The sequence below is a fragment of the Halopiger aswanensis genome, assembly GCF_003610195.1.
In the GTDB taxonomy this organism is placed as follows: domain Archaea; phylum Halobacteriota; class Halobacteria; order Halobacteriales; family Natrialbaceae; genus Halopiger; species Halopiger aswanensis.
In genome coordinates this window covers 1312073-1338636 of sequence record NZ_RAPO01000002.1, presented here as the reverse complement: position 1 = coordinate 1338636, position 26564 = coordinate 1312073, and the positions used below count along the sequence as shown (strand labels likewise).

The 26564-nt window shown below is 67.4% G+C and carries 28 protein-coding genes; 13 read left to right on the top strand and 15 right to left on the bottom strand.

The features are described 5' to 3' along the window. Window positions 1-113 precede the first annotated feature (113 nt). From pyrH to ATJ93_RS13465, 3 genes are all read left to right on the top strand, one after another. Complete coding sequence (gene pyrH / locus ATJ93_RS13475) at window positions 114-863, top strand: UMP kinase (RefSeq protein WP_120245124.1); 750 nt, start codon at window positions 114-116, stop codon at window positions 861-863. Beyond that, a complete protein-coding gene (gene lysS, locus ATJ93_RS13470; protein WP_120245123.1) occupies window positions 860-2578 on the top strand; it encodes a lysine--tRNA ligase in 1719 nt (572 codons plus the stop codon). Before pyrH ends, lysS begins: the two co-directional genes overlap by 4 nt. 81 nt (window positions 2579-2659) lie before the next feature. Then, window positions 2660-4507, top strand: a complete 1848-nt coding sequence (locus ATJ93_RS13465) for a site-2 protease family protein (protein ID WP_120245122.1) — start codon at window positions 2660-2662, stop codon at window positions 4505-4507. 126 nt (window positions 4508-4633) lie between these two features. On the opposite strand, the gene ATJ93_RS13460 is transcribed toward ATJ93_RS13465, so the two are convergent. After that, window positions 4634-5158, bottom strand: coding sequence for a PadR family transcriptional regulator (locus ATJ93_RS13460; RefSeq protein ID WP_120245121.1), 525 nt, complete (start codon window positions 5156-5158; stop codon window positions 4634-4636). Window positions 5159-5332: 174 nt separating this feature from the next. Between ATJ93_RS13460 and ATJ93_RS13455 the strand changes: the two genes are divergently transcribed. Further along, window positions 5333-6904, top strand: coding sequence for a heme-binding protein (locus tag ATJ93_RS13455; protein WP_120245120.1), 1572 nt, complete (start codon window positions 5333-5335; stop codon window positions 6902-6904). Window positions 6905-7042: 138 nt separating this feature from the next. Here ATJ93_RS13455 and ATJ93_RS13450 read toward each other — a convergent pair whose 3' ends face one another. The 3 genes from ATJ93_RS13450 to ATJ93_RS13440 form a co-directional block, all read right to left on the bottom strand. After that, window positions 7043-7231, bottom strand: coding sequence for a hypothetical protein (locus ATJ93_RS13450; RefSeq protein ID WP_120245119.1), 189 nt, complete (start codon window positions 7229-7231; stop codon window positions 7043-7045). Between the two features lie 161 nt (window positions 7232-7392). Continuing rightward, on the bottom strand, window positions 7393-7782 hold the full coding sequence (locus ATJ93_RS13445; protein ID WP_120245118.1) for a DUF5611 family protein: 390 nt from the start codon (window positions 7780-7782) through the stop codon (window positions 7393-7395). A gap of 89 nt (window positions 7783-7871) precedes the next feature. Next, window positions 7872-8891 carry a DUF7093 family protein gene (locus tag ATJ93_RS13440; RefSeq protein WP_120245117.1) on the bottom strand — a complete coding sequence of 340 codons (1020 nt, stop codon included), beginning with the start codon at window positions 8889-8891 and terminating at the stop codon, window positions 7872-7874. A 219-nt stretch (window positions 8892-9110) separates the two neighbouring features. Here ATJ93_RS13440 and ATJ93_RS13435 point away from each other — a divergent pair, with 219 nt between their 5' ends. From ATJ93_RS13435 to ATJ93_RS13420, 4 genes are all read left to right on the top strand, one after another. Beyond that, window positions 9111-9410, top strand: a complete 300-nt coding sequence (locus ATJ93_RS13435) for a DUF6432 family protein (protein ID WP_120245116.1) — start codon at window positions 9111-9113, stop codon at window positions 9408-9410. Window positions 9411-9465: 55 nt separating this feature from the next. Continuing rightward, window positions 9466-10590, top strand: coding sequence for a CAF17-like 4Fe-4S cluster assembly/insertion protein YgfZ (gene ygfZ / locus ATJ93_RS13430; RefSeq protein ID WP_120245115.1), 1125 nt, complete (start codon window positions 9466-9468; stop codon window positions 10588-10590). A gap of 99 nt (window positions 10591-10689) precedes the next feature. Continuing rightward, a complete protein-coding gene (locus tag ATJ93_RS13425) occupies window positions 10690-11115 on the top strand; it encodes a hypothetical protein (RefSeq protein WP_120245114.1) in 426 nt (141 codons plus the stop codon). A 150-nt stretch (window positions 11116-11265) separates the two neighbouring features. Beyond that, the gene (locus ATJ93_RS13420; protein WP_120245113.1) at window positions 11266-12621 is read left to right on the top strand and encodes a TIGR00341 family protein; all 1356 of its coding nucleotides are present in this window, start codon (window positions 11266-11268) and stop codon (window positions 12619-12621) included. Between the two features lie 7 nt (window positions 12622-12628). Here ATJ93_RS13420 and ATJ93_RS13415 read toward each other — a convergent pair whose 3' ends face one another. Next, window positions 12629-12826 (bottom strand): hypothetical protein, encoded by a 198-nt coding sequence (locus tag ATJ93_RS13415; protein ID WP_120245112.1) that lies wholly within the window; start codon window positions 12824-12826, stop codon window positions 12629-12631. 132 nt (window positions 12827-12958) lie between these two features. Next, on the bottom strand, window positions 12959-14356 hold the full coding sequence (locus ATJ93_RS13410; RefSeq protein WP_120245111.1) for an FAD-binding oxidoreductase: 1398 nt from the start codon (window positions 14354-14356) through the stop codon (window positions 12959-12961). A gap of 220 nt (window positions 14357-14576) precedes the next feature. Between ATJ93_RS13410 and ATJ93_RS13405 the strand changes: the two genes are divergently transcribed. Next, window positions 14577-16016 carry an FAD-binding oxidoreductase gene (locus tag ATJ93_RS13405; RefSeq protein WP_120245110.1) on the top strand — a complete coding sequence of 480 codons (1440 nt, stop codon included), beginning with the start codon at window positions 14577-14579 and terminating at the stop codon, window positions 16014-16016. A gap of 7 nt (window positions 16017-16023) precedes the next feature. Here ATJ93_RS13405 and ATJ93_RS13400 read toward each other — a convergent pair whose 3' ends face one another. The 8 genes from ATJ93_RS13400 to ATJ93_RS13365 form a co-directional block, all read right to left on the bottom strand. Next, a complete protein-coding gene (locus ATJ93_RS13400) occupies window positions 16024-17448 on the bottom strand; it encodes an MATE family efflux transporter (protein ID WP_120245109.1) in 1425 nt (474 codons plus the stop codon). A gap of 117 nt (window positions 17449-17565) precedes the next feature. Then, complete coding sequence (locus ATJ93_RS13395; protein WP_120245281.1) at window positions 17566-18657, bottom strand: geranylgeranyl reductase family protein; 1092 nt, start codon at window positions 18655-18657, stop codon at window positions 17566-17568. An 84-nt stretch (window positions 18658-18741) separates the two neighbouring features. Continuing rightward, on the bottom strand, window positions 18742-18951 hold the full coding sequence (locus tag ATJ93_RS13390; RefSeq protein ID WP_120245108.1) for a hypothetical protein: 210 nt from the start codon (window positions 18949-18951) through the stop codon (window positions 18742-18744). A gap of 90 nt (window positions 18952-19041) precedes the next feature. Beyond that, on the bottom strand, window positions 19042-19575 hold the full coding sequence (locus tag ATJ93_RS13385) for a GTP-dependent dephospho-CoA kinase family protein (RefSeq protein WP_394338799.1): 534 nt from the start codon (window positions 19573-19575) through the stop codon (window positions 19042-19044). Between the two features lie 139 nt (window positions 19576-19714). After that, entirely contained in the window at window positions 19715-19912 is a 198-nt protein-coding gene (gene spt4 / locus ATJ93_RS13380; protein WP_013880989.1) for a transcription elongation factor subunit Spt4, read from the bottom strand. Between the two features lie 2 nt (window positions 19913-19914). Beyond that, the gene (locus tag ATJ93_RS13375; protein ID WP_120245106.1) at window positions 19915-20493 is read right to left on the bottom strand and encodes a DNA-directed RNA polymerase; all 579 of its coding nucleotides are present in this window, start codon (window positions 20491-20493) and stop codon (window positions 19915-19917) included. Continuing rightward, the gene (locus ATJ93_RS13370; RefSeq protein ID WP_120245105.1) at window positions 20494-20916 is read right to left on the bottom strand and encodes a PIN domain-containing protein; all 423 of its coding nucleotides are present in this window, start codon (window positions 20914-20916) and stop codon (window positions 20494-20496) included. 27 nt (window positions 20917-20943) lie between these two features. Then, window positions 20944-22176, bottom strand: a complete 1233-nt coding sequence (locus ATJ93_RS13365; protein ID WP_120245104.1) for a translation initiation factor IF-2 subunit gamma — start codon at window positions 22174-22176, stop codon at window positions 20944-20946. A 263-nt stretch (window positions 22177-22439) separates the two neighbouring features. Here ATJ93_RS13365 and ATJ93_RS13360 point away from each other — a divergent pair, with 263 nt between their 5' ends. Further along, window positions 22440-23363: a winged helix-turn-helix domain-containing protein gene (locus ATJ93_RS13360; protein WP_120245103.1), complete on the top strand. Its 924-nt coding sequence runs from the start codon at window positions 22440-22442 to the stop codon at window positions 23361-23363. A gap of 133 nt (window positions 23364-23496) precedes the next feature. On the opposite strand, the gene ATJ93_RS13355 is transcribed toward ATJ93_RS13360, so the two are convergent. Then, window positions 23497-24360 carry a hypothetical protein gene (locus ATJ93_RS13355; protein ID WP_120245102.1) on the bottom strand — a complete coding sequence of 288 codons (864 nt, stop codon included), beginning with the start codon at window positions 24358-24360 and terminating at the stop codon, window positions 23497-23499. A 134-nt stretch (window positions 24361-24494) separates the two neighbouring features. Here ATJ93_RS13355 and ATJ93_RS24455 point away from each other — a divergent pair, with 134 nt between their 5' ends. From ATJ93_RS24455 to ATJ93_RS13340, 3 genes are all read left to right on the top strand, one after another. Further along, a complete protein-coding gene (locus ATJ93_RS24455; RefSeq protein ID WP_342768864.1) occupies window positions 24495-24680 on the top strand; it encodes a hypothetical protein in 186 nt (61 codons plus the stop codon). Window positions 24681-25139: 459 nt separating this feature from the next. Further along, window positions 25140-25436, top strand: a complete 297-nt coding sequence (locus tag ATJ93_RS13345; protein ID WP_120245101.1) for a hypothetical protein — start codon at window positions 25140-25142, stop codon at window positions 25434-25436. Window positions 25437-25488: 52 nt separating this feature from the next. Then, window positions 25489-26526, top strand: a complete 1038-nt coding sequence (locus tag ATJ93_RS13340; protein WP_120245100.1) for a DUF5787 family protein — start codon at window positions 25489-25491, stop codon at window positions 26524-26526. Window positions 26527-26564 lie beyond the last annotated feature (38 nt).

Genomic DNA, 26564 nt, shown 5'->3' with positions numbered 1-26564 from the left:
CGGCGGGCCGAGAGCGCAACACTGACCGTGAGCGCTCGTAGCGTGGGACGGGCCAACGCTCGAGTGTGCAGTTGGCAACCCTTAAGATAGCAACCCCGTTACACCGGGGTAGTATGAAAGTGGTCGTCTCTATCGGCGGTAGCGTGCTGGTTCCCGAGCCCGGTGCGGATCGGGTGGCCGAGCACGCGGCCGTCATCGAGGACCTCGTCGCGGACGGTTGTCGCGTCGGTGCCGTCGTCGGGGGCGGCGGCGTCGCGCGCGAGTACATCAGCGCCGCTCGCGATCTGGGGGCAAACGAAATCGAACTCGATCAGCTGGGGATCGACGTCACGCGGCTCAACGCGCGCCTGCTCATCGCCGCGCTGGGCTCGGAGTCGGTGGCGGCGCCGGCCGAGGACTACGAGGAGGCCAGCGAGGCGCTGCGCCGGGACGACGTCTGTATCATGGGCGGCGTCGCGCCGGCCCAGACGACCGACGCCGTCGGCGCCGCGCTCGCGGAGTACATCGACGCCGACCTGCTCGTCTACGCGACCAGCGTCCCCGGCGTCTACAGCGCCGATCCGAACGAGGACGACGACGCGACCAAGTACGAGACCCTCTCGGCGACCGACCTCGTCGACGCCATCGCCGGCCTCGAGATGAACGCCGGCTCGTCGGCCCCGGTCGACCTGCTGGCGGCGAAGATCATCGAGCGCTCGGGGATGCGCACGATCGTCCTCGACGGGACCGATCCGGACCGGATCGCTCGCGCCGTCCGCTACGGCGAACACGACGGCACCGACATCGTTCCGGAGGGTGCAGGTGAGGAGCCGACCTACTGGGCGAGCGACGAGGTCGAACCCGAATCCGGACGCGAACGATGAGCGCGGACGAACCCGACGCCGACGCTGACGCCGACCTCGAGCCGTCCGTTCCCGACGAGTACAGTCCGTACACCCTCCAGCAAGAGGACGGCGACGACGCGCGACACGCCTTCTGGGCGGATGTCGTCGCGGACCGCGTAGAGGCTCAGGATCCCGACGAACCGATCGTCATCAAGGGCGGCATTTCGCCATCGGGCGTGCCCCACCTGGGCAACGTCAACGAGATCATGCGCGGCTACTACGTCGCGGAAGTCCTCCGCGAGCGCGGCCACGAGGTCCGGCAGGTGTTCACCGCCGACGACCGCGACCCGCTGCGGAAGCTCCCCCGCACGCTCTGTGACCTCGAGGGCAACCTCGTCGATCTCGGCGAGGTCGACGCCGGTGCGCTCGGGCGCAACCTGGGGTCGCCCTACACGGACATTCCGGATCCGTTCGGCTGCTGTAACTCCTACGGCGACCACTTCTCGACGATCATCCAGGACAGCGCCGACGCGCTGGACGTCCCGATCGAGCTCGTCTCGAACACGGACCTGTACGAGAGCGGCGATCTCGAGGACGTCACGGAGTTCGTCCTCGAGCACCAGGATCGCGCACGCGAGGTGCTCTCGAAGTATCAGGACAAGGTCGACGAGGAGTACGTCCCCTTCAACCCGATCTGTGAGGACTGTGGCAAGATCACCGAGACGGTGACGGGCGTCGATCTCGAGGGCGACACGCCGACCGTCGAGTACGAATGTACCGATATGGACGCCGGCGACCGCACCATCGAAGGTTGCGGTCACGAAGGCACCGCAACGCTGCGCGAGGGCAAGCTCCCCTGGCGGTTCGAGTGGCCCGCGCAGTGGCAGACGCTGGGCGTCGACTTCGAACCCTTCGGCAAGGACCACGCCGAAGGATCGTGGCCCAGCGGTCAGGACGTCGCGCGCAACGTCCTCGAGATCGAGCCGCCCGTCCCGATGGTCTACGAGTGGTTCACGCTGGAGGGCGAGCCCTTCTCTTCCTCGGAGGGCAACGTTATCCTCGTCTCGGACGTCCTCGAACTGCTCGAGCCCGAGGTCCTGCGCTACTTCTTCGCGAAGGACCCCACGAAAGCGCGGGACTTCAGCATCGAACGGCTCGACCAGCTGGTCGACGAGTTCGACCGCCTCGAGGCGATCTACTTCGACGAGATCGAGGCCGACGAGGACGAGCAGGCGTTCGCCGAGCGCGTCTACCCGATGCTGGTCGAGAAGCCCCGGGAAGAGCGAATCCGCCTGCCCTACACCTTCGCCGCGGTGCTCGGGATGTTCGACGACCCCGACCTGCGCGAGGAAGTCGCCCGCAAGGAGGGCCACATCCCCGACGACGCACCCGACTGGGCCGTCGAGGGCGCGCTCGCGCGGGTCGAACGCGCGCGCAACTGGGCGCGACGCACGGGCAACGAGTTCGACTACGAACTCAAGCGCTCGGCGATTCCCGACCACGAGTTCGACGCCGCCACTGAGTCGGCGCTCGAGGAACTGGCCGACTTCGTCGAGTCCGGCGACGACGTCGACCCCGAGGACCTGCAGGGCGAGATCTACGAGACGGCAAAGCGCCACGACGTCGACATCGGCGACTTCTTCGGCGCCGGCTACCGGCTCTTCTTCGACGAGGACCAGGGGCCGAAGCTCGGTCCCTTCCTGGCGAAGGTCGATCGGGAGTTCGTCGTCGCACGGCTTCGCCGCGAGCGGTAAGGACGGCTCGCCGATACGTCACGCGGTCCCGAATAGACAAAAGCCATTTGAGACCGCCCCCCTCAGTTACGGTAGAGATAGATGGATTACGGCTCTGTCGCGTTCGTCGCACTTTCGGTCCCCGAGCTCTACGGCTCCGAGCTCCTGACGTGGGTCGTCGCCGGACTTCTCCTCTACTGGGCCGGCGTCATCGCGCTCGAGCGAGCGGACCTGCTCCCGGAGTTCATCGGCACGCAGGGGCCGATGCTGACCTTCCACACCAAACGCGGCCGGGCGTTGCTCGACCGGCTCGCGCGCCCGAAACGGTTCTGGCGAGCGTGGGCGAACCTCGGCATCGGCATCGCCCTCGTCGTGATGGTGGCGATGTTCGTCTTCCTGCTGATCGCGGCGATCGGCGCGCTCTCCTCGCCGCAGCCGTCATCCGCGGTCCAGCAACCCCGAAACGTCCTCGTCATCCCGGGGGTCAACGACTTCCTGCCGCTGTCGGCGGCGCCCGGCATCGTCTTCGGGTTGCTCGTCGGCCTCGTGGTCCACGAAGGCGGCCACGGCCTGCTCTGTCGCGTCGAGGACATCGACATCGACTCGATGGGGATCGTGATGCTCGCGATCATCCCCATGGGAGCCTTCGTCGAACCCGATCAGGAAAGCAGCAAGTCCGCCTCGAGAGGCGGCCGGACGCGGATGTTCGCCGCCGGCGTGACGAACAACTTCGCGATCACGATCCTCGCGTTCGCCCTGTTGTTCGGGCCGGTCGTGGGCTCGATCGGCCTCGCGCCCGGCGCCGCCGTCGGCGGCGTCGCACCCGATTCTCCGGCCGACGCCGCGGAGATCCAGCCGAACGATCGGATCACCGCGATCAACGGCGAGCCGGTCGCCGATAACGACGCCCTCGAGGAGCGCATCGAGGCCGCCGAGGGGAACCAGCTCGCGGTCGAACTCAACGGCGAGCGCACCGTCGACGTCGAGCGCTCGCTGTTGGTTACCGCCACGGTCGATAGCAGCATCACCGGCCTCCGGACCGGCGATTCGATCGTCGCCGTCAACGGCCAGGAGGTCGCGACCGAAGCCGAGTTCCTCGAGGCCATCGGCGACGACGAGACCGCGACGCTGACGATCGATACCGGCGACAGTGTCGAAGAGCGCGAGGTGCCGATCGGCGCGCTCGTGACCGTCGCCGAGGACGGCCCGCTCGCCGAGGCCGGCGCGCCGGCCGGGACCAACTTCGTCGTGACCAGTTTCAACGGCGAACGGACGGCAACCCAGTCGCAACTCAACGAACTCGTCGGGGGAACTGACCCCGGCGATCGGGTGACCGTCGCCGGCTACCTCAACGGCGAGCGCGTCGAGTACGAGGTGACGCTCGGCGACCGGAGTGAGACGACCGGCGGCGGCACCGTCGGTTACCTCGTCTACCCGAACTCGGAGATCTCAGGCGTCTCGACGCAAGCGCTCGGCATCCAGCTCTACCCGGCCGACGCGTACCTCTCGGTGCTCGGCGGCGGCTCGGGCGAGTCCTTCGGCGCGCTCAGTGACTCGTTCCTCGGGAAGATCGGGATCGCCCTCATGTTGCCGATCGCCGGCGTCATCGAGGCGCTGCCGTACAACTTCGCGGGCTTCGCCGGCGGCATCGAGAACTTCTACCAGGCGCAGGGGCCGCTCGGCGCGCTCGGCGACTGGCCGCTCTTCGCGCTCGCGAACGCCCTGTTCTGGACCGGCTGGATCAACGTTCAGCTCGGGTTCTTCAACTGCATCCCGGCGTTCCCGCTCGACGGCGGCCACATCCTCCGGACGAGCACGGAGGCGGTCTTCTCCCGGCTGCCGATCAACGCGACCCGCGGGATGGTCCGCGTGGTGACGACGTCGGTCGGCCTCACGATGCTCGTCAGCTTCCTGGCGATGCTGTTCGGACCGCAGTTGCTCGCGGGCTGAGGTCGGTTCGACGCCGATCTCGAGGGCGGTTCTGATTCGACCTGTCCTCGAGTAATCGTCTACTCTCTCGCGGAATAGCGTCTCAATAGCCGGGTAGAACTTCGGTAACTGCCGAGAACTGCTCGACTACTCCTCGTGATCGATGCCGTGGCGCTCGTAGAACTCCTCGGGCGTCTCCTCGATCCGCTCGAAGTCGGTCTCGAAGTAGTGTTCGTGGTGGCGAACCACCTGCTCGACGATCCACCGGCTGAACTCCTCGTCGAACCGCCACTCGCCGTCCTGCTCGGGGATCTCGAACCGGTCGTCGGTCGAGAACGCCGCGTAGACGTGGAAAAAGCCCAGAATGACGTCGGCGAAGTCCTTCGCCTTCTCCGCGCCGCTCTCGCGGCGCTCCTCGAGTTCTGCGCGGCCGTCCTCGGTGAGTTCGAAGTACTTCCGGTCGGGTTCGTCCTCCCGCTCGATGCGTTCGGCCCACCCCTTCTCCTCGAACTTGTAGAGGATCGGGTACACCGACCCGTAGGAGGGCTCCCAGTGCCCACCGCTGATCTCGCGGATCTCCTTCAAAATCTCGTACCCGTACCGGGGTTTCTCCTCGAGCAACTCGAGGACGAGATAGGCGATGAGTCCTTTCGGGGGCCCGCTTTTCCGCATGTACGCGCCTATTTAAACGGGCGTACGTAAAGGGTTTCGGTCGGATCGATTCACGACGGCGGAGTGGGCAATTCGGCGCGCAGTCGCGCCGCAGCGGCCGACGAGCGATCCTCGGTCCCTGCGAGTTCGTCCGAAACCCGGTCCTTCTTAGCGGTCCCGTCCTAACCCGCCACTATGGAACGACGACGACCCCCGCAGACCGAGGAAGGCTGGTACGTCCTGCACGACTTCCGGTCGATCGACTGGGACGCGTGGCGCGACGCGCCGGCCCGCCGCCGCGACCGGGCGATCGACGAGGGACTCGAGTTCCTCTCGGCCGCAGCACGCGCCGACGACGCCGAGGAGGGCGATTCGGCGGTCTTCTCGGTGCTCGGACACAAGGCCGACCTCCTGGTGCTTCACCTCCGACCGACGCTGTCCGACATCGACGCCTTGGAGCGATCTTTCGAACACACGGCCTTGGCCGAGTTCACCGAGCGCGCCGACTCCTACCTCTCGGTGACCGAAGTCTCGGGCTACATGTCCCAAGAGTACTTTGAGGAGGGCGAGGAGGTCGAGGACCAGGGCATGAAGCGGTACATCGAGACCCGCATCAAGCCCTCGATCCCCGACACCGAGTTCCTGAGTTTCTACCCGATGGACAAGCGCCGCGGCGAGACGGACAACTGGTACGACCTGCCCTTCGACGAGCGCGCCGAGCACCTCGCGAGCCACGGCGAGATCGGCAAGCAGTACGCCGGTCGCGTGACCCAGATCATCTCCGGCAGCATCGGCCTCGACGACTTCGAGTGGGGCGTGACGCTCTTCGGCGACGATCCGACGGACGTCAAGGACCTGCTCTACGAGATGCGGTTCGATCCGTCGACCTCCCGCTACGCGGAGTTCGGTCAGTTCCTCTCGGCGCGACGGTTCCCGCCGGAGAACCTCGGTGCGTTCCTCGCGGGCGAACCGGTGCCACAGGAGGGAGATGCCGACCACGGACACGGACACGGTCACGGCGGCCACCACCACGCCGACAGCGAGTCCGGCGGCCATCACGATCACGGCCACGGACACGGCGACTCGAGCGGCCACCAGCACGGCGATTCGGGCGGTGACGGCGGCCACGGTCACGGTCACGATCACGGCGGCGACGACCACCACGGCGACGACAGCGACGACGTCCGCGACGAACTCGAGGAGATCGGCGTCTACGCGGGCCAGCCCCACGGCGAGGACGTCCACGCGGTCGTCCTCTACTCCGAAGCCGACACCGACGACCTCTTCGAGGAGGTCGAGGGGCTCCGCAAGAACTTCGATCACTACGATACCCACGTCAAGACCGCCGTCTACGAACCCCACGACGAGGGCAGCGAAGCGGCGGTCGTCAGTCTCTGGGAAACCGAGCGCGCCGCGGACACGGCCGCCGGCTTCCTCGCCGATCTGCCCGACATCGTCCGGCAGGCCGGCGACGACGACGCGGACTCTTGGGGCACGATGGGCATGTTCTACACCGTCAAACCCGAACACCGCGCGGACTTCGTCGGCACCTTTGACGACGTCGGCGCCATCCTCGAGGACATGGACGGCCACCGCAAGACCGACCTGCTGGCGAACCGGGAGGACGAGAACGACATGTTCATCGCCAGCCGCTGGGACGCCCGCGAGGACGCCATGCAGTTCTTCCGCAGCGACGAGTTCTCCGAGACCGTCGAGTGGGGCCGCGACGTCCTCGCGGATCGACCGCGCCACGTCTTCCTGGCCTAACCCGTTCGCTCCGCGTTTTCACTTGCAGCGACGGTGACTGCTCCGTTCGGCTGTGTCGGAGCGCCGTTCACTGAGTCGGTCGTCGATCCGCTGCACTCGAGGGCGCTCGCTCCCGCAGAGCCGACTCGAGTCGCTCGCTCAGATTCGACCCGACTCCGTCGTCCGGTCGTAGAAGAAGTAGCCCGCAACGCCCGCGAGTCCGAGGACGAGCGTAACGTAGGGCCAGTAGCCGGCGTCGCGGTCCGTCAGAAACGCGTGGCCGGCGACGAAGATCGCGAACCCGATGTGTCCGGCCAGCGTCGCGACGATGAACGCGGCGAAATCCATTACTCTCATTCGAGCGGTGTCGCGTCGCGATAATAGCGGTTTCGAAGCCGGTCGTCGAGGCGGCTGCCGGACTGAATAGTCGACGCAGTATGCAGTACGAATCCGAGAACGAGCAGTGCTGTCCGGTACGGGACGACTGTAACCAGTACGAACTTCTGTGATTACGTTTCCACGTCGTGATCCGGGTCGTCCTCGACGGCCCGCTTCATGGAGTCGCGACGCGCCTTGGCGTCGCGGCCGGTCGCCTCGAGCAGGAAGTCGTTTTTCGCGTCGACGGCGTCTTCGGCGGCCTCGAGCTCGTCGGGCCCCAGTTCCGTCGGATCGCGCTCGTGGAACTCGACGCCGAGCTTGTCCTTCTTGCCGGAGTATTCGACGGTGCCGACGACGATTTTCTCGAAGACGGGGTTGTCGGGCTCTTCGATGACGAAGAGGTCGCTGCCCTTGTACTCCTCAGTGCTTGTGATCGGGCCGAAGTACTCCTCGACCGTCGACTCCATGTCGGGGATTCGTTCCTCGAGGTACTCACCGCGACGCATCTTGTACTCCTTCATGGATTGGTAGATACACGGCGGACTGTTTACCTCTTTTCATAGCCGACGTGGCCGACGCTCCCGCGTGTGCGGGCGAAACCGCCGGATACTTATCGGCGGGCCCGTTCGCCGAGGTACCCCTTCCGGCAGTCGGGACAGATGTCGCCGGCGCGCAGGGAGGCGCGGTCGTCCGACGCGACGAAGTCACAGCGCGGACAGTAGAATTCGGTCGGAACGCCGTCCTCGCCCGGCCCGGTGTCGTCGGCGGGCGTCGGCGCCGCGGCGGCGCGTTCGATACCGGTGTCGGGTTCGGGATCGGTCTCGGCCGCCGAATCGGCGTCAACGGTGGCTTCGGTGCCCGTTTCGATGTCCGCAGCCGAGATGTCGCTGACCGTCGTCTCGATGTCGCTCATCGTCGACCCGGTGTCGACCGTCGTGCCGGTGTCGCCGTCCGTCGCTTCGGCAGTCGTCGAGTCGTGCTCGAGGATGACCGCGTCGTCTTCTGCGGCGTCGTCGCTGACGCCGTCGTCGGGCCACGCGGTCGGCTCGTCGTCGGCGCCGACCGGCGGGCCGACGTCGTCGGTGTCGGGCCACTCGCCGCGACCGCGGTCGCGGTCGGCCGTCTCCTCGAGGGTGTCCTCGATGATCTCCCCGTCGTCGGTGACCGGATCGCCGTTCTCGTCGGTGGGGAGGTCGGGGTCGGCATCGGATTTCCCGGCGGGCGCGTCGGGTTCGGCGGACGCGTTCGCACCGGCGGTATCCGCCGCCGGTTGTGCGGCACCGTCGCTGCTGTCGCCCGCGTCGGCCTCGGCGTCGATGAATTCGACGTCCTCGCCGGCGGCGACATCGGTGTCATCGGCTCCAGCTTCCTGGGCTTGTGCCGGTTGATCGGGAGACGATACGTCGGAATCGGCTGTCGGTTCGGAATCGTCGGGCAGTGAGTCGCCGCTCGCACCAGCCGAGAGGCTCGTGACCTCCGTGTTCTCGCTGATGACGTGTCGTTCGCCGCAGCGAGTACACTCCTCGTACTCCTGGACGGTAACGACGACCTCACTGCCCCGTTCTTCGCGCTCGCGTTCGACTTCGGCGTCGCCGTAGTCGTGTCCGAGCAGCGAACATCGCAGGACCATTGTCCCACCGTTCCGACCCAGGCCATAAAAAACATACCGCCCGGAATCTCCGGTCTCTTGTCACGTTCTCGCCCGAACAGGTGGCGGCCACGCGCATCCTCGCTGTCAGGTACTTTTGCCCAGATCGGGGTGGCTCGCCGAACGATCCGTGGAGGAATCGGTCCGATCGTTTGTGAGAACGGCAAACGTCAAATCCCGGGTCGTCGAATACCCGAACGGATGAGAGCAAAGCGGGAGTTCCGCGACCGGGAGGGGACGGAGGTCGCGGTCCTCGACGAACTCGTCGATCGCGCCGACGACGGGATGACCGTGTTCGAACTTCGAGCCGCCGTCGAGACCGACATCGACGACCTCGAGGAGGCCCTCTCGACGCTGAAAGACGACGATCTGATCGTCGTCGAGAAGAACGCCGGCGAGACGGTGATCAAGCCCGACGAGCGGGTGGTCCCCGAGGCGCCGACGGACGAAGCGGACGAGCAATCGATCAGCGAGTGGTTGCGCGACCGACTCCCATTTTGAGGGGTTCGAGTATCGAATCGAAACGCCTGAGGGGCGCAGGCCCCAGCTAGTAGCTATGACTGTCATCGAATCCGTCCACGCCGATCACGGGGCCGAATTCGGCGAGCGGGACGGCCGGACGATCGTCGAACACTTCGGCCGCCCCGAGCGCACCCACCGCGCCGTCCGCAACGGCGTCGGCCTGCTCGAGCTGGCCTACGGGGTCGTGGTCGTCGAGGGCGAAGACCGCCTCGAGTACGTCGATAACGTCGTCTCGAACCGCGTCCCGGCCGAGGACGGCCGGGGCTGTTACGCGCTCGTGCTCGACCCGCAGGGCGGTATCGAGGTCGAAATGTACGTCTACAACGCCGGCGAGCGACTCCTGCTCTTTACGCCGCCGACGAAGGCCAAGCCGCTGGTCGAGGACTGGTCCGAGAAGGTGTTCATCCAGGACGTCGACATCCGACTCGCGACCGACGACTACGCGATCTTCGGGATCCACGGTCCGCACGCGACCGAGAAGATCGCCAGCGTGCTCAACGGTGCGGCCTCGCCCGACGAGCGCTACTCGTTCGTCCGCGGGACGATGGGCGACACCGGGGTTACCGTCATCCGCACCGACGCGCTCACCGGCGAGGAGAGCTACGAGGTCATCTGTGCGGCCGAGGAGGCCGAGGCGGTCTACGACATCCTTCTGACGCAGGGGCTGAACGCCGCCCCCTTCGGCTACCGAACCTGGGAGTCCCTCACGCTCGAGGCCGGGTCGCCGCTCTTCGCGACCGAACTCGAGGGGACGGTGCCGAACGTGCTCGGTCTCCGGAACGCGCTGGACTTCGAGAAGGGCTGTTACGTCGGCCAGGAAGTCGTCTCCCGCGTCGAGAATCAGGGGCAGCCGAGCCGCCGACTGATCGGGCTGACGCTCGAGGAGGCGGCTGCGAGCGAGGACGACGAGAGCGAGCCGTCCCGAATCCCCGAGTCCGGCGCTGCGGTCTTCGACGGCGACGCCTCCGTCGGCGAGGTCACCCGCGCCGGCGAGAGCCCGCTGCTCGAGTCGGTTATCGCGCTCGCGCTCGTCGACTACGGCCTCGAGAGCGACGACCTGACGGTCCGAGTCGGCGGCGAAGAGGTGCCTGCGACTCGAACTGAACTCCCGTTCTACGAGGGCTCCGATCAGTCGGACCGGCTGCCGGTGTACCGGTAGCGGACGCCGCCCGGCGAGCCGGGGTCGGACAGCCAGACAGCCGGACCGCCCGGAACTGGCCGGCCCCACCGTCAAGGACGGCGCCCGCGGACGCCCGGTATGGGCTCGAGTACGAGCGGCGATCCGCCGATCGACACGGGAACCGATTTCGAGGAACTGTCCGCGCGGCTGCGCACCCAGTCCGACAACGCGCCCGGCTCCGACACCGAGCGGGTGACGATCCGCTCGCTCGAGGACATCAGCGCCGACTCGCTGTCGACGCTGCTCGAGGCAGAAGAAAGCGAGGGCACTGCGCCGGGCGAACTCGCGTTCGTCATCTCGCGGGCCAACGCTGAACTCCTCCTCGAGCGCGATTTCGACCTCGACGACGTCGACGAACTCGAGGACGTGCTGGGCTGTGCGGTGCAGATCGAGGACGAGATGCCGGACGACACGGTGCTGGTGTTGGATCCGAACGCGGTCGACGGCGAGGAAATCGTCGATCCCGACGCGATCGCGTGTGGCATCGTCGGCACGGATCACTAACGGCCGGTCGTCTCCGATCTCGCTCCCCGTTCTGTTTTCGCTGCCGTCCCGTACCAGATATCCCCCTCTACTCCGGTTCGGGGCCGTCCTCGAGACGTCCCCGTCCGCTGCCGACCGCAGTACTATCCGCGACTCCGTGGATCCCCCGATATGCGCTATCTCGAGATCACGGTCCCGGAGGGCAAACGCCGGGCCGTGCTCGACGTTCTCGAGGACGAAGGGATCGACTACGTCGTCAGCGACGAGACCAGCGGGAGAGGGTACACCGCGGTCGTCCGCTTCCCGCTGCCGACGCGGGCCGTCGAACCGGTGCTCGACCGGCTCCGACGGGCCGGCATCGGCGACGAGGCGAGCGTCGTCGTGATCAACGCCGAGACGGTCATCTCCGAGGAGTTTTCGACGCTGCGGGACCAGTACAGCCGCGGCGGGAAGAAGGGCTCGCGCACCTCGCGGCAGGTGCTGCGGACGAAAGCCGACGAACTCACGCCACCCTTTTCGATCTACGCCGTCATGCTGCTCATCAGCGCCGTCGTCGCCACCGCCGGCTTGCTCTCTGACTCGCCCGCGGTCGTGATCGGAGCGATGGTCATCGCCCCGCTGCTCGGCCCGGCGCTGGCCGCCAACGTCGGTATCGTCACCGGCGACGACCGGCTCAAGCGCACGGGCTTCGCCTACCAGGCGATCGGCGTGACAGCGGTCGTCGTCGCCTCGATCGGCCTCGCCGTCCTCGCCCGCATGGCCGGCCTCGAGCCGGCGGGGATCGACATCGTCGCCGCGACGGAACTCGAGGAGCGGGTCGCCCCGAACCTGTTCTCGCTGGCGGTGGCGCTCGGCGCCGGCATCGCCGGCATCCTGAGTCTCACGCGGGGCTTCTCGGAGGCGATCGTCGGCGTGATGATTGCGGCGGCGCTGATCCCGCCCTCCGCCGCGGTCGGGATCACCGTCGCCTGGGGGATGTACGGCGCGGCGATCGGCGCCGCTGCGCTCGTGGTCGTCAACCTGCTCTCGATCAATCTCGCCGCGCTGGGCACGCTGTGGGTCGCCGGCTACCGCCCGCAGGGACTGTTCGAAGTGTCGCCAACCAGACGGCCGACCTACGTCTACGCGACGATCTTCGGCGTCGCGCTGCTGGCACTCGCCGCGCCGCTTGCGGGCGTGACGCTGGTCGACTTCCAGACGACCGAACTCGAGTCGGCGACCGAGGAGGAGGTCCAGCGAGTGCTCGCGGACCCGGCGTACGATCACCTCGAGGTCGAAGACGTCGCGGTCGAACTCGACGGCAATTATCCGATTCAGTCGGTCGACCGCGTGGTCGTCACGGTCTCGAGTAACGAGCCCGGCCCGGAGCCGGGACTGGCGGACCGACTCTACGAGGAGATCCGACCCCACGGCGACGGATCGCTGGTCGTCGAGGTGCAGTACGTCGTGAGCGAGGAGCGCGGCGACGGAACGGCGAGTGACGCGGAGACGCAGCAGGCGTCGGTCCGGAACGCCGGCGGATCGTGATCGTCGCTCACTCGCGTGCGTTCCAGCCCGCGCCGACCGCGACGCCGAGGGCGACACCCACCGGCAGCCACAGTGCCAGATTGTCGCTCGCCGTGCCGATGGCGACGCCGATCGACACGCCGATTGCGATACCGACGCCGAGGTTGGCCTCGTCGGTTTCGTCGTCCTCGTTCTCGTCGTTCGTCGGTACCGTTGCGTCGTTCATACGATCCGATCGTTCGCCGGCGTGATAATCGTCACCCGCGGCGAACCGATCGGCGGGCCTCGAGTACCACTTGACGAAGGGCGGCGGTAGGCGTCGCGTTCTCGGCGACGCGCCGTCGCCTCCAACCGCCGGTCACGCGGCCGGTTCGACGTTCTGGTTCATTCGGAACAGGTTCGTCGGATCGTACTCCGCCTTGAGGGCGGCCAATCGGTCGTAGTTCTCGCCGTAGGCGACGGACTCCTCGCCCGCCCGCTCGCTGACGAAGTTCACGTAGACGCCGCCGGTCGCGTGCGGCGCCATGGCGTCGAAGAACTCCCTGGCCCACGCGATACAGCGGTCGTCGTCGGCCGGCTCCTCCCAGCGCGTGTGGACGTTCATCCCGTACTCGGCGTCGCGGTGGGGGTAGGCGGTCGCGTCCGCCGGAACCCGCGCCATCGCGCCGCCGACCTGCCCGAAGAAGATCTCCGAGAGCGGCGACGGAAGCGTCTCCGCGTACTCGACGGCCGTGTCGATGGCGTCGTCGGAGAGGTCCTCGAAGAGGTGGGACTTCCAGTAGTTGCGGGCGCCCTCGGTGAGCAACGGATCGAACGACTGCTGGAATTCGGCGTAGGACTGTGGCCCGACGGCGTCGGCGATCGGCTCGCCGAACTCCCGGAGCGGAGCCAGCACGTCCTCGCCCTCCTTCGTATCGCCGGCGTAGAACGCGACGACGATGACGACGCCGACGCCGTGGACGTCCTCCGGGAGGAACGGGAGCGGCGGCGCCTTTCGGAGGACCATCCAGACCGTCGACTCGTCCGGCGCGTCCTCGTTGAAGTCGCGGACGTGTCGGAGGACGTCCGCCGCGTCCTCTCCCCGGTAGACGATCGGTCCCGCGAGCACCTCCGGTCCTACCTCGTGAAGGTCGAACTCGAACGACGTCACCACGCCGAAGTTGCCCCCGCCGCCGCGGACCCCCCAGAAGAGGTCCGCGTTCTCGTCCTCGCTCGCGCGGCGCAGTTCGCCGTCCGCGGTGACGATATCGACCGCGCGGAGGTTGTCGACGGTCATGCCGTACTTGCGAGTGAGCCAGCCGAAGCCCCCGCCCAGCGTCAGGCCGGCGACCCCGGTCGTCGAGTTGATCCCGAGCGGGGTCGCCAACCCGAACGCCTGCGTCTCGTGATCCATATCGGCGAGCGTCGCGCCCGGTTCGACGCGGGCCGTCCGGCGCTCCGGATCGACCTGCACCGACCGCATCGCGGAGCAATCGAGCATCAGTCCGTCGTCGCAGACCGCGTTCCCGGCGATGTGGTGCCCGCCGCCGCGGATCGCCAGCAACAGATCGCGTTCGCGGGCGAAGTCCACCGTCGCGATCACGTCAGACACGCCTCTCGCGCGGACGATCGCCGTCGGGTGCCGATCGATCATGCCGTTCCAGATCCGTCGCGCCTCGTCGTAGTTCGAATCCGCGGGTCGAAGCAAGTCGCCGTGCAGGCGCTCGCCGAATCCGTCCAATGCACCGTCGTCTACGGGTGTGGTAGTTACTGCCATCGTCCCTCGATAGAGATAGGCCGCCGACGGCGATATAGATTACATAATTAATAATTAAGATATGATCGCGGCCGGGACGCTCTCGAGCGCAGCGTAGATCGGTTCGTCCGGGAGCGCCGGCACCGCGTCTCCGTCCGTCGCTCACCCGTCATATCCGAGCGGGAGACCGTCGTGTAAACGGCCAAACTAGTTTATCGTAACCGCCGGCGTACCGTGTCTTATGGGAACAGTACACAAAACACCCGGTGAGGAAGCGTTCGAAAACGTTCCGGGAAGCGCGGTTCGGTCGTTCGAAGCTGCGTTCGCCGGCGACGTGATCCGTCCGTCGGATCCGGCGTACGACGAGGACCGACGGGTCTGGAACGGAATGATCGACCGATACCCCGCGATCGTCGCCCGCTGTACCGGCGTCGCCGACGTCGTCGCGGCGGTGGACTTCGCCCGCGATCAGGGACTGCCGCTGACGGTCCGGGGCGGCGGCCACAACGTCGCGGGGACGGCCGTCCGCGACGGCGGCCTCGTCGTCGACCTCGAGCCGATGAACGGCGTCCGAGTCGATCCCGACGAGCGGACGGTCCGGGTCGAGGGCGGGGCGACGCTGGGCGACGTCGACCGCGAGACCCAGCTGTTCGGCCTCGCGACGCCGCTGGGGGCCGTCTCGCAGACCGGCGTCGCCGGGCTGACGCTCAACGGCGGCTACGGCCACCTGAGCCGCGAGTACGGGCTGTCGCTCGACACCCTCCGCTCGGTCGACGTGGTGACCGCCGACGGGCGGGTTCGAACCGCGAGCGAGGACGAGAACGCGGACCTCTTCTGGGGGATCCGCGGTAGCGGCGGCGCGCTGGGCGTCGTCACGTCCTTCGAGTTCGACTGCTACGAGGTCGGCCCCGAGGTGGCGGTGCTCTTCGCGTGGTTCCACGCTGATGACACGGACGCGGTCTTCGAGCGCTACCTCGAGTGGACCGCCGAGGGCCCGCGCGAGGCCGGCGTCCTCGCGTTCACCGCCCACGTGCCGCCCCTCGAGGAGTTCCCCGAGGAACAGTGGGGCGAACCGGCCGTCGCCATGCTCGGCTCGTACCGCGGCGACCCCGCCCCCGCGGACGCCGAGGGGGTCTTCGAGCCGCTGCTGACGGCCGCGACGCCGATCGCCGACTTCAGCGGGCCGATGCCGTTCGTCGACCTGCAGTCGATGCTCGACGAGGACTACCCCGACGGACTGCGCTACTACTGGAAGTCGATCTACCTCGAGGCGGTCACGGAGGACGTCCGCGACCTGATGATCCGGTACAACGAGGCTTCACCCTCGCCGCTCTCGACGATCGACCTCTGGCACTTAGACGGGGCGGTCGCCGACGTGCCGCAGGACGCAACCGCGTTCTGGCACCGCGACAAGCCGTACATGCTCACCGTCGAGGCCAACTGGGAAGACCCGGCCGACGACGACGCGAACGTCGCCTGGGCGCGGGACGCGATCGCCGACGTAGGGGCCCTGTCGGTCGCGGCCGGCCGCTACGGTAACTTCCCGGGGCTGAACGAGGAGGACGACCCCGCGCGGGCGACGTTCGGCGACAACTACGAGCGGCTGGTCGACGTCAAAACCGAGTACGATCCGGAGAACGTGTTCCGAACGCGCGCGTCCGTTCCCCCGCGGACCGCCTGAGTCGCCGTTACCCGGCCTCCGAGGACGGCCGGTACCGCCGGCTCACCGCTCGCCAGTCGCCCCGCCGGAACAGCCAGTAGTTGATTCCGGCCGGCACGTACGTCTCGAGCAGCAAGGCGAGGTAGAGGCCGCCGATGCCGAGCGGCGTAACCAGCCCGAGCGCCGCGGCCGGGAGCGCGAACGCGTACCGGCCGAGCAGCGAGGCGACGAACGGCTTGCGGGTGTCGCCCGCGCCCAGCAGCGCCCCGGTTGCGGTGCCGTCGATCCCGAAGCCGATGGAACTGACGGCACCGACGGCGACGAACGCGCCGGCCTGGGCGACCTCGTCGGCGCCGACGAACAGGCTCGCGATCGGATCCGCGAAGACGATGACGAGCGCCGCCGCGACGGCGTAGATCGCGACCGAGAGCCGGACGATCGCCGCGCCGTACGCGCCGGCCTCGTCGGCCTCGTCCGCGCCGAGGTGCTGACCGACCAGCGAACTCGCGGCCAGCCCCATCCCCCAGTTGATGCTGTTGATCAGGCTCCGGACGCGCCGGCCGACCTCGACGGCGGTGACGATCACCGGGCCGAACGACGCGGCGACCCACAGCAGCGGGAAGACGATCAGCCCCTGCGCGAGCCGCCGGCCGATCTCCGGCGTCGCGATCTCGAGCAACTGTCGCGCCAGCGACGCCTCGAACCACGGGCCCGACCGCGTGATCGGGACGGGGCTCGGCTCCATCCCGAGCCGGCCGTACGAGCGGCCGGTCATCCCCCAGCCGAGTACGACCGTCACGAAGCCGGTCGAGAGCGTCGTGCCGAGCGCCGCGCCGGCGACGCCCATCCCGGCGCCGAAGATGAAGGCGGCGCTGAGGACGATGTTCAACGCTGCGCCACCGGCCCGCACGACCATCTCCGTGTACGTGTCGCCGACGCCCGTGTACGTCCGACTGGCGATCAGATTGCACAGTTCGAAACAGACCGCGGGCGCGACGAAGACGAGGTAGGTGCTACCGTGTGCGAGTGAGTCCGGCGTGGCGTCGAACAACCCGATCAACTCCTCCGCGAAGACGAGAAAGCCCGCCACCAGCGGGAGCGCGATCGCGACCGCGAGCACCACGCTCTGGGTGACGACGAGCGACGCGCGGTCGGTCGCCTCGCCGCCGTAGTTCTGCGAGACGAGCGAGACGGTGCCGCCCGCGAGGCCGAGGCCGACCAGCGTGACGATCTCCCAGTACGCGAGCGCGAACGCCAGCCCCGCCGTTCCGGCCGTCCCGACCGCGATTCCGACCATCGCCAGATCGGCCGTCTGCTTGGACATGATGGCGAAGCCGGTGACGATCCGGGGCCAGGCCAGCTCCATCGTCGGGCGGAACCGCTCGGCGTCGATGATCCCGGCTCGCTCGAGGGTGCGGGCGACGAGATCGACGACCCTCCCTCCTCCGGTCATTAGTCGCGTGTTCGTGAGGGCGGGCTTCGGTCTTTGGTTTGATCGCGACGGCTCGCGGCTCGGCCCCGACCGCGTCTGGAACGACTCGACCCTGACCGCGTCCGGCACTCCCGAAACTCAGCGCCACATCCGCGAGAGCATCGCCCGGAGGTGATCCACCGAGAGCAGCGACGTCGGTCGATCCATGTGGACGCCGATCTCGCCCGACAGCGCACCCAGACCGAGCCGCTGGACCGGTTCCGGCAGCGAGTAGGCCCGCCGGATCCAGTGGGCCAGTTCCTGCTCGCGCTCGAGGTCGGCGCGCCAGGCGCGCTCGTAGGCCGCCAGCGTCGTCGGCCGCTGGGGATCGATCTCCCGCGCGGCGTGGTCGGCGGCGGTCATGCCGTAGAGGATGCCGCCGCCGGTAAAGGGCTTGGTCTGGGCGGCCGCGTCGCCGAGCAGGAAGCCGCGTCTCGAGGTGACTCGATCCGGCGGCCCGATCGGGATCGCACCGGAACAGCGGTGGGAGACGTCGACCTCGTAGCCGTCGATCAGTTCCTCGAAGTGCTTGTTCACGTGCACGCCCGGTGGGGCCGCGAGGCCGTACTCCACGCCGGCGTCGCCGCGGGGGATGCGCCACGCGAAGAACGTTGGCGGGGTGAGGTGGACGTCGACGAAGTCCTGGTCGTCCGCCTCCTCGGAGAAGGCGAGCACCCCGTGGAGCAGTTCGTCGGGTTCCGGAAGGTCGAGTTCGTCCCGGACCCTCGAGCGCGGGCCGTCGCAGCCGGCGACCATGCGGGCCTCGTGGGTGACGACGCCGTCGGGACCGTTCGCGACGACCTCGACGCGATCGTGGTACTCGCGGACGTCGGTGACGGTGTGTTCCTCGCGGACGTCCGCGCCGGCCTCGCGGGCGAGGTCCGCGAGGTGGCGGTCCAGCCCGACGCGGTCGATGACGTTCGAGGCGACCTCGCGCTTGTAGAAGGGATAGGCGTCGCTGCGCGGGCCGCCGACGTGGAATCGGGCGCCGTAGATCTCGTTTTGAAAGAGGTCATCGCGGGCGCCGCGGCCGGTAAACTCCCAGATGTCGGTGCTGACGTGGCCCGAGCAGGCCAGGGGGGTGCCGATCGTCCCCTGCTCTAACGCCAGCACGTCGTAACCCTTCTCGGCGGCCCGCCTCGAGAAGCGCGCACCGGCGGGGCCGACGCCGACAATGACGAAATCGTACATGTCGGTCACGTTCACGTCGGCCGGTAAATATCCTGTCGAACGGCGGGGCGACGGTCGAAGGCACCCGTCGGCTCGCCAGCCTTGCTATCGCGTGCCTCCGGTCTCGCCGACGCCATCGGCGTCGCTTTCCGCGGCCTGTTTCAGGATCAACGGCGTCACCACCATATCGAGGACGGCGATCCCGAGCGCGGCCAACTGCATCGTGCCCTCCAGAAAGAGGATCGCAATCACGGCGATCACGAGCCCGCCCGAGAGACCGATTCCCCATCGAACCGTCGGTTCTGTCAGATCCATGCCGAACTGTTAGCGAATAAATGATATAAATCCAACCACTCGTTTCGGGTGTCGAAACCGCGACGGTGCCACACTCCGTCCGCCGGTTCGTTACTCGTCGCGTTCCTCGAGCAACGTCCACAACCGCTCCGTATCGCCCTCGAAGCGCTCGAGCAGCGCCCGCATCCGCTCGCGGTGGTCGTCGGTCACGCGCACGTGGACCATCCCTTCGCCGGGCTGGCCGTAGACGACGCTTGCGCCCTCGGGAGCGGCGACGATCGCCGGCAGGGCGACCAGATCCTCCTCGCCCTCGACGAGGATCGTCGTCGGCTCGTCGCGGGAAAGGGCCTCGAGCAGCGCCTCGATGACCTCCACCGAGATTTCGGCGGGCGGGTTCACCGCCTCGAGATGGGTCTCGGCGGTGATGGTTCGGCGAACGTCCTCGTCGACGGCCTCGCGCTCGGTGCGCTCGTCGACGAGCGCCACGTCGGGCGCGCGGCCGGCCTCGAGCAGGTGGTAGGTGACGACGTCGCCGACGGCGACGAGGGTGCCGTCGACGTCGGCCAGCAGCCGCTCGGCGTCGGTCTCGATCGGCCCGATCGGCTCCTTGAGCTCCGCGCGGAGGCCGTCGGGCAGCGTCAGCAGGTGCTGGTAGTCGCCTTCGGCGTCCTCGGTGGCTTCGCTTCTGTCGACGTCAGGATCGGTATCGTCGGTCACGGATGTGCGTGGAGAAGTCGGCGTTTCGTGGCTGTGGCTCGTCCTCGAGTTCGCGTCGAAACCGCGATCAGCGGACCTTCAGCGCGTACGCGCCCGGCTCCGTGATCTGCATCTCGCTGGCGATCTCGCTGTCCTCGGGGTGGGCGATGACGACGTACCCCGCCCAGTCCTCGGTCAGCGACGAGGAGTTACAGGCGTCGCAGGTGTCGTTGTCCGGTTCGTTCACGCGGTGGCACTCTCGGCAGACGAGGCGATCGGATGCCATGGTTATTCACCCTCGGTCGTGGTGGTCGCTTCGCGCTTTTCGTGTTCCTCCTCGAGCCAGGCGTGCTTGCCCAGGCCCGGCTGCTTCGCGGTGAGACCGATCTTCGAGTCGCGCGGATTGCGCTCGTCGATGCTCTTGGTGACGATGCGGGTGCGGATGGCGTCCTCGACGCCGAGCGCACGATCGGACTCGTTGGAGGAGAGCCGCTGGTTCTCGCCGTCGAAGGCGAGGTACTCGTCGCTGATCTGGGAGACGTGGAGCAGTCCGTCGACGGGGCCGATCCCGACGAAGGCGCCGAACTCGACGACCTCGACGACCGTCCCGTCGACGACCTCCTGCATCTGCGGATCGAAGGTGACGGCGTCGAAGTCGGCTTCGTAGTAGACGCCCGGTTCGTTCGGGAGTACCGTCCCTTCGCCGATGTCGTGAACTTCGGTGACGGAGACGATGCTCCCCACCTCCTCGTCCATCCGTCCTTCGAGTTTGTCCTGCAGCAGTCGCTTCACGAGGTCCGGCGAGACGTCGCCGAGTGCCTCCGGCGGTACTTCCACCGTGTCCTTTAGTCTGACCCGTTTGTACATCTATGGTTGAGTGATCGCTAACTTGTTTCTCCCGCGTAATGCAATTACCGGTACGCTCGCCTCGAGCACCCGGTCGCGCAGCGGGCGGTCGTTCGTGACGACGTAGTCGACGTTGCCCTCGCGGGCGAGTTCGACCAAGGCGTCGTCGGCGTACGATGCCTCCGTATCGACGATGAGACAGCGTTCGGTCGCCAGATCGTGGCCGACGTTGGCGGCCGTCCCCTCCGTCCCGCCTTTCTCGGCGAGGCGACGGAGTTCCTCGACGACGGCCTGGGGCGCGGTCGGCTCGAGATCGTCGAGCAACCGATCGAGTTCGTCGAACAGGCGGACGTCGAGTTCGACCGGCATCATGAGCGCGCTCGTATCGAGCGCGACCCGTGCGCCGGTGTCGGTTCCAGTTCGATCCGGTGTCCCCGTACTCATCCTGGTCCGTCGTCGATGGCCGTCGTGTTACTCCTTGAGCGTCCCGAGTCCGATCAGCCGCCAGCGGGCGCCGATGCGGCGGTTGATCGCGATCTTCGCGCCCGGTTCGGCCGCGACGGGACGCTTGAGATTGACCTCGCACTCGCCGCCGCGGGCGCTGGTGACTGCGCCGACGGTCGTCGCCGTCCCGACGGTCATCATCAGGGGTTCGCCCGTGCTGATCTCGTCGACTGTCTCGCCGCTCTCGGCGCCGACGACGCGCTCGAGCAGGTCGACGTCCATCGTGAAACTCTCCCAGGTCGGCGGGAGCGAGCCCGGCGGTCCGGCCAGCCGACCCGCGAGCGCGTCGCCTTTCGTCAGCGACGGATCGAGGCCGGTCCCGACGCCGAGCAGGCCGCCCGGCGTGGCCGTGTCGACGTTCTCGCCGCCGGCCTGCAGCGAGCGGATCGTCGTCTCGATCGGGACGTACTCCGTCTGGCCGCCCTCCTCGACCTCGCGGCCGGGGCGGATCTCGATCTCGTCGTCGACCTCGAGTTCGCCCTGGACGAGGCTGCCGCCGAGGACGCCGCCGGCCAGATCGGCGGCGGACGTCCCGGGCTTGTTGATGTCGAAGCTGCGGGCGACGTGCATCAGCGGATCGGCGTCGGGATCGCGCTCCGGCGTCGGGATCTCCTCTTCGATCGCCTGGATCAGCAGGTCGAGGTTGACCTCCTGGCCGGCCGAAACCGGGACGACCGGCGCGTCCTCGGCGACGGTACCCTCGACGAACTCCTGGATCTCCTCGTAGTTCTGTCGGGCCTGATCGCTGCTGACGAGGTCGACCTTGTTCTGGGCGATGACGATGTTGTCGATCCCGATGATATCCAGCGCCATCAGGTGCTCTTCGGTCTGTGGCTGCGGGACGGGCTCGTTGGCGCTGATGACCAACACGGCGCCGTCCATCAGCGATGCGCCGGAGAGCATCGTCGCCATCAGGGTCTCGTGCCCCGGGGCGTCGACGAACGAAACGGTCCGCAGCGGCTCGCTCGGGGAGCCGTCCGGACACTCCTCCTCGACGGTGTAACACTCGGGTTCGTCCAGGTCGGGGCAGTGGCGGAACGTCGCGTCCGCGTAGCCGAGCCTGATGGAGATGCCACGCTTCATCTCCTCGCTGTGCTGGTCGGTCCACGAGCCGCTGAGGGCCTGGACCAGCGTGGTCTTGCCGTGGTCGACGTGACCGACGAGCCCGATGTTCACCTCCGGTTGTTGATTTCCTGCCATAAGACGATGAGTAATCTTAGGTATGGCTTCCGCCGTGCGCTTGATAAACCTACTGTTCTGATAGCGGTTTCGCCGACCGAAACGGTTCGGAGCCACGTCCGTCACCGAAACTGACGGATCGATGCTGCCGACCCAATTCGCGGCTGCGCTCGAGGGTCGAGCGGCCGACTGCGACCGGCAGCCGTGTCGTTCGGACGTGACTGATATATTACATAAATCGCGTTCAGGGAATCGTTTTGGCAGTTGCTCCCATACGGCTTGGTATGAGTCGATCGGACATCTCGAGCGAGCACGAGCGAGAACGCGAGCGCGAGAGCCCGCTCGAGTGTACGGACTGTCTCGACCCCGCGGACGCGTTCGCGCTCGTCAGTAACGAGACGCGGCTGTCGATCCTCGAGGCGCTGTGGATGGCCGACGAACAACCGGTTTCGTTCTCCGAACTCCGCCGCGAGGTCGGGATGCGCGATTCGGCCCAGTTCAACTACCACCTCCAGAAGCTGACGGGCCACTTCGTCCGGCAGGACGAGGAAGGATACGCGTTCAAACACGCCGGCGAGAAGATCGTCCGCTCGGTGATCGCCGGCTCGTTCACCGAGGATCCGTCGATCGAGCCGTTTCCGGTCGCGGGCGAGTGCTACGCCTGCGGCGGCGACCTCGAGGCGAGCTACGCGGACGAACGACTCGCCATCGACTGCACGGACTGCGGGCACGGCCACGGCGAGTACGCGTTCCCGCCCGGCGGGCTGAACGACCGGACCCGCGAGGAGGTCGCGGCGGCGTTCGACCAGCGGGTGAAACACCTCCACTGTCTGGCCGCCGACGGCGTCTGTCCGGAGTGTAACGGGCGGATGCGGTCTCGAATCGTCGAGGAGAGCGGCGACTGCTGTCTCGGCGTCGGCCTCCGCGTCGACCACGAGTGCGCCCAGTGCGACTACACCCTCTGTTCGGCCGTCGGCCTGCGCCTGCTCGACCACCCCGCGGTCGTCGGCTTCCACCGCGACCGCGGCGTTTCGCTCGCCGAACGCCCCTACTGGACCCTGCCCTGGTGCGTGTCCGACGAGTACACGACGCTCACCGAACGCGACCCGCTCCGACTCGAGGTCCGCATTTCGCTCGCGGGCGACGAACTCCGGGTCACGCTGGACGAGAATCTCGACGTGCTCGAGACGCGGGTCGCTGACGCCTGAGTACCTATTGCTGATGATGTCGGCGCAGTCGTGCTGAATACGAGGCGCGTATCACGGACGGCAACGGCACGGATTCCGCTCCTCATTGGTCGTCGAGAAGTTCTTTCCCGAACGGACGGACGCTCGGCTCTGGCTACGTTTCGACTCCGCTCTCGGGGTTCGGTCCTGCCCGGACCGGGTCCGACTCGGGATTGATCGCCGCCAGAAATCGGCCGATCAATCCGAGACTGATGGCCGTCAGCGTTCCGAAAATGACGACCTGGGGCAATGGTACGGCCTGCCCGTCGTGGATCATGTAGACGACCATCGCGAGGACGGCGCCGCCGAGCGTGGCGATCTTCACGAGCAGCACGGCGGTGAACGCGTACCCCCACGCCCGACGGTTTCGGAGCCAGTAGGCCGTCAGGACGAACCCGGGGACGAGAATGCCCAGGTCCAGCGAGTAGATGACCGACGTCGGGAGCCCCGGTTCGGCGATGCTCGCCGGTGTCGTTCCCGCGAGGGTCGCAGGTAGAACCTCCGAGAGCCAGAGCGATGATATCAAGACGGCCAGCGACAGCTGGAAGACGACGTAGGGCCGGACGGACGTTCCCTCGAGGTCCCGTTTCAGCGCCGCCGCGTCGAGCCGAACCATCCCGCCGACGAACGTAAACAGCGTCAGCCAGAGCAACATCGTATACACGAGGTACAGTTCGTTGAACGCAGTCATGAACGCGTACGAGGCGTAGGTGTACAGCAGGTAGCCGGTCACGCCGAGCCAAACGAGGTAGCCCCGCAGCGACCCACGGTCCGCGTAGTACAGCGAAGCAGCGAGGGCTGGAACGGCGACCACGAGCGTCAACACGTCTTGCCCGTAGATCTGGGGCAGCAACGCCGGGTCGTCGCGGTAGAAGTTCGGAGCGGCCAGTCCGACGACGGTGGCAACCGTCGTCAACAGCAGCGTCGTAAACGATGCGAGACGGTACGAGCGGGGAATCGGTGATCGGGACACGCCCACCACCTCAGTAGTTGTCCCGGTTGATGTCGCGGTGCGTTAACACGGCATTCGACGCGGACGGTGACGGGTCGTTGCACCCGACGCGAGCGTTCATATATTGAACCGATCGTTCTGAGACACTGTATAATTGTAGTATGAATAGGCTCCTGCCGTACGCAGGATCAATCGTCCTCGTTGGAGACGGAATAGTTCACCTTCTCGGCACCGCTGTGTATTTCGAACTCACCGAGGTCGCCGAGTTCCCCGACAAGACGACGCTCCTCGGGGCTGCGGTGAACGTCGGAGACGTGGGTATGCGTGTGTTCGGCCCCTCTGGGTAGGAGCTGCCATCGGGTTCGTTGCCGCTGCGGGCGGGCTACTCACGGACTGGGACCACCGGCCTCTGTTGGTGGGTACGGTTGCGGTCTTTTCGTTGGTCCTGACCGCCATCGACTACACGGTCGCCTACGCCGGCATCGTCGTCAACCTCGGCGTACTTGCTGCACAGGCGTATTCACATCTCTCAGGATTCGGATGCATCAGTAGGGTGGTGCCGCTGGAACGAGTGAGGCCAGTGCCCAAGCGAGGTGAGATAGTTTACACGGCTTCCCGTCTCAGCGCAGTTGGAGTCGGTTCGATTCGACCGGGTCGGTTTCTCGCCATTGCCCCGTTCGAATCGCAACGGTATCCCCATCGGCTCTCGACGCGCCTCAGCTACTGAAACGAATTTCAGTAGCACGCGCTACAAAAACATAATTAAGATTACATTTATTCCCGGTCGGACCGTCGGTAGAACTACGATGAACGATCCGAGTCCACCGAGAACGGTCGTCTCGATCGACGGCCACAGCGTCGCCGAAATCGCGGTCGTCGCAGTGGGAGCCACAGCGCTGATCGTCGCCGCGACGCTCACCGCGCTCGCAGCGGCAGCAACGGTCGACGACTCCTCGCGCGCGGCCGCGGTCGCGCTCCTCGTCGGCCTCGCGACGACCGGAACCGGCCTCGCCGGGGCGCGACTGCTTCGTGAACGCCTCGAGACCGCCGTCGATCGGCGGTTCGGCCGACGGTCCGAGCCGCCGCTCACGTCGGCGCAGTAATGGACCGCCCGCACCCGACGGGCTTTTTCCGACCGCGCCCGTTCCGTCTCCTGTGTCTCCCTCGGCGTCGGAGTTCGCGTTCGAACTCGAGTTGTGTGCCCACCTCGAGGCCCGGCGATCGGGGATCGTCGCCCGGCAACTCGGCGCGAGCGTCGCGGATCCCGGCGGTCGAATCCTCGACGTCGTTTGCGTCGCACCGGGACCGGAGTTCGAGGATCGAACCGCCATCACGAGCGAGACGGTCCCCGACGCAGCGATCGAGTCCGACGTCGGTCCCGGCCGGGCCCGGTACTGGAAGAACGCCGTACCGGACGACTGCCATCCCGATCACGCGCGACGGGCGGTCGAGCGCGCCTGCGAGATCGGGTTTTTCGAACGCGAACGCCGGAAGGGTCGCGAGTACGTCCGGCAGGTCGCCCGCTATCCGGACTGGTACGGCCGGCTCGTCGGCATCGAGAACAAACCCGACCTCGGCCGGCCGGGCGACCTCGAGGCGCAACTCCGGACGGACGTCAGCCTCGCCCTGGTGGACGAAGCGATCCTCGCGACCGAGAGTTACGTGACGCGCGCGCACCTGAACCGGATCCCCGACGAGGTCGGCGTCTGGCGTGTCCACCGCGACGGCTCGAGGACGGCCCAATCGGGGGCTCTCGAGAGCGACCTTGAGGTCGAGGTCGAGGTTATCCGCGAGCCGACGCCGCTCCCGGTCGACGAGCCCGGAATCGAACCCCTCGAGTCCCGCCCCGGCCGCACGGATATCGCCGTCGTGCCGCCCGACGAAAAGGCGCGCGCCCGACGTCGGCTCGCCGAACGGGCCTACGGCAAGGGGTGGCGAACGTACGGCATTCCCGACTGTCGCGCCTGCGAACCGACCGATCCGGCCGACACCGGGGCGACGCTGCCGCACTGCGAGTGGGCCGACCGGCTCGTCGACGCCAACTCGAGGTGCGGTCCCTCGTGTCCCGGGTACGAGCCCGCGGCCGATCCCGACGAAATCGACCTCGAGGCGGAACGTGACCGACGAACACCCTGGGTTGCCGATCCGACCGGAAAGCGGCGGCGTCAGTCGGGACTGGGGCAGTTCGAGTAGGGGTAGAACAGCGGTTTCGGTGGGGGTGAGGTCGCGCG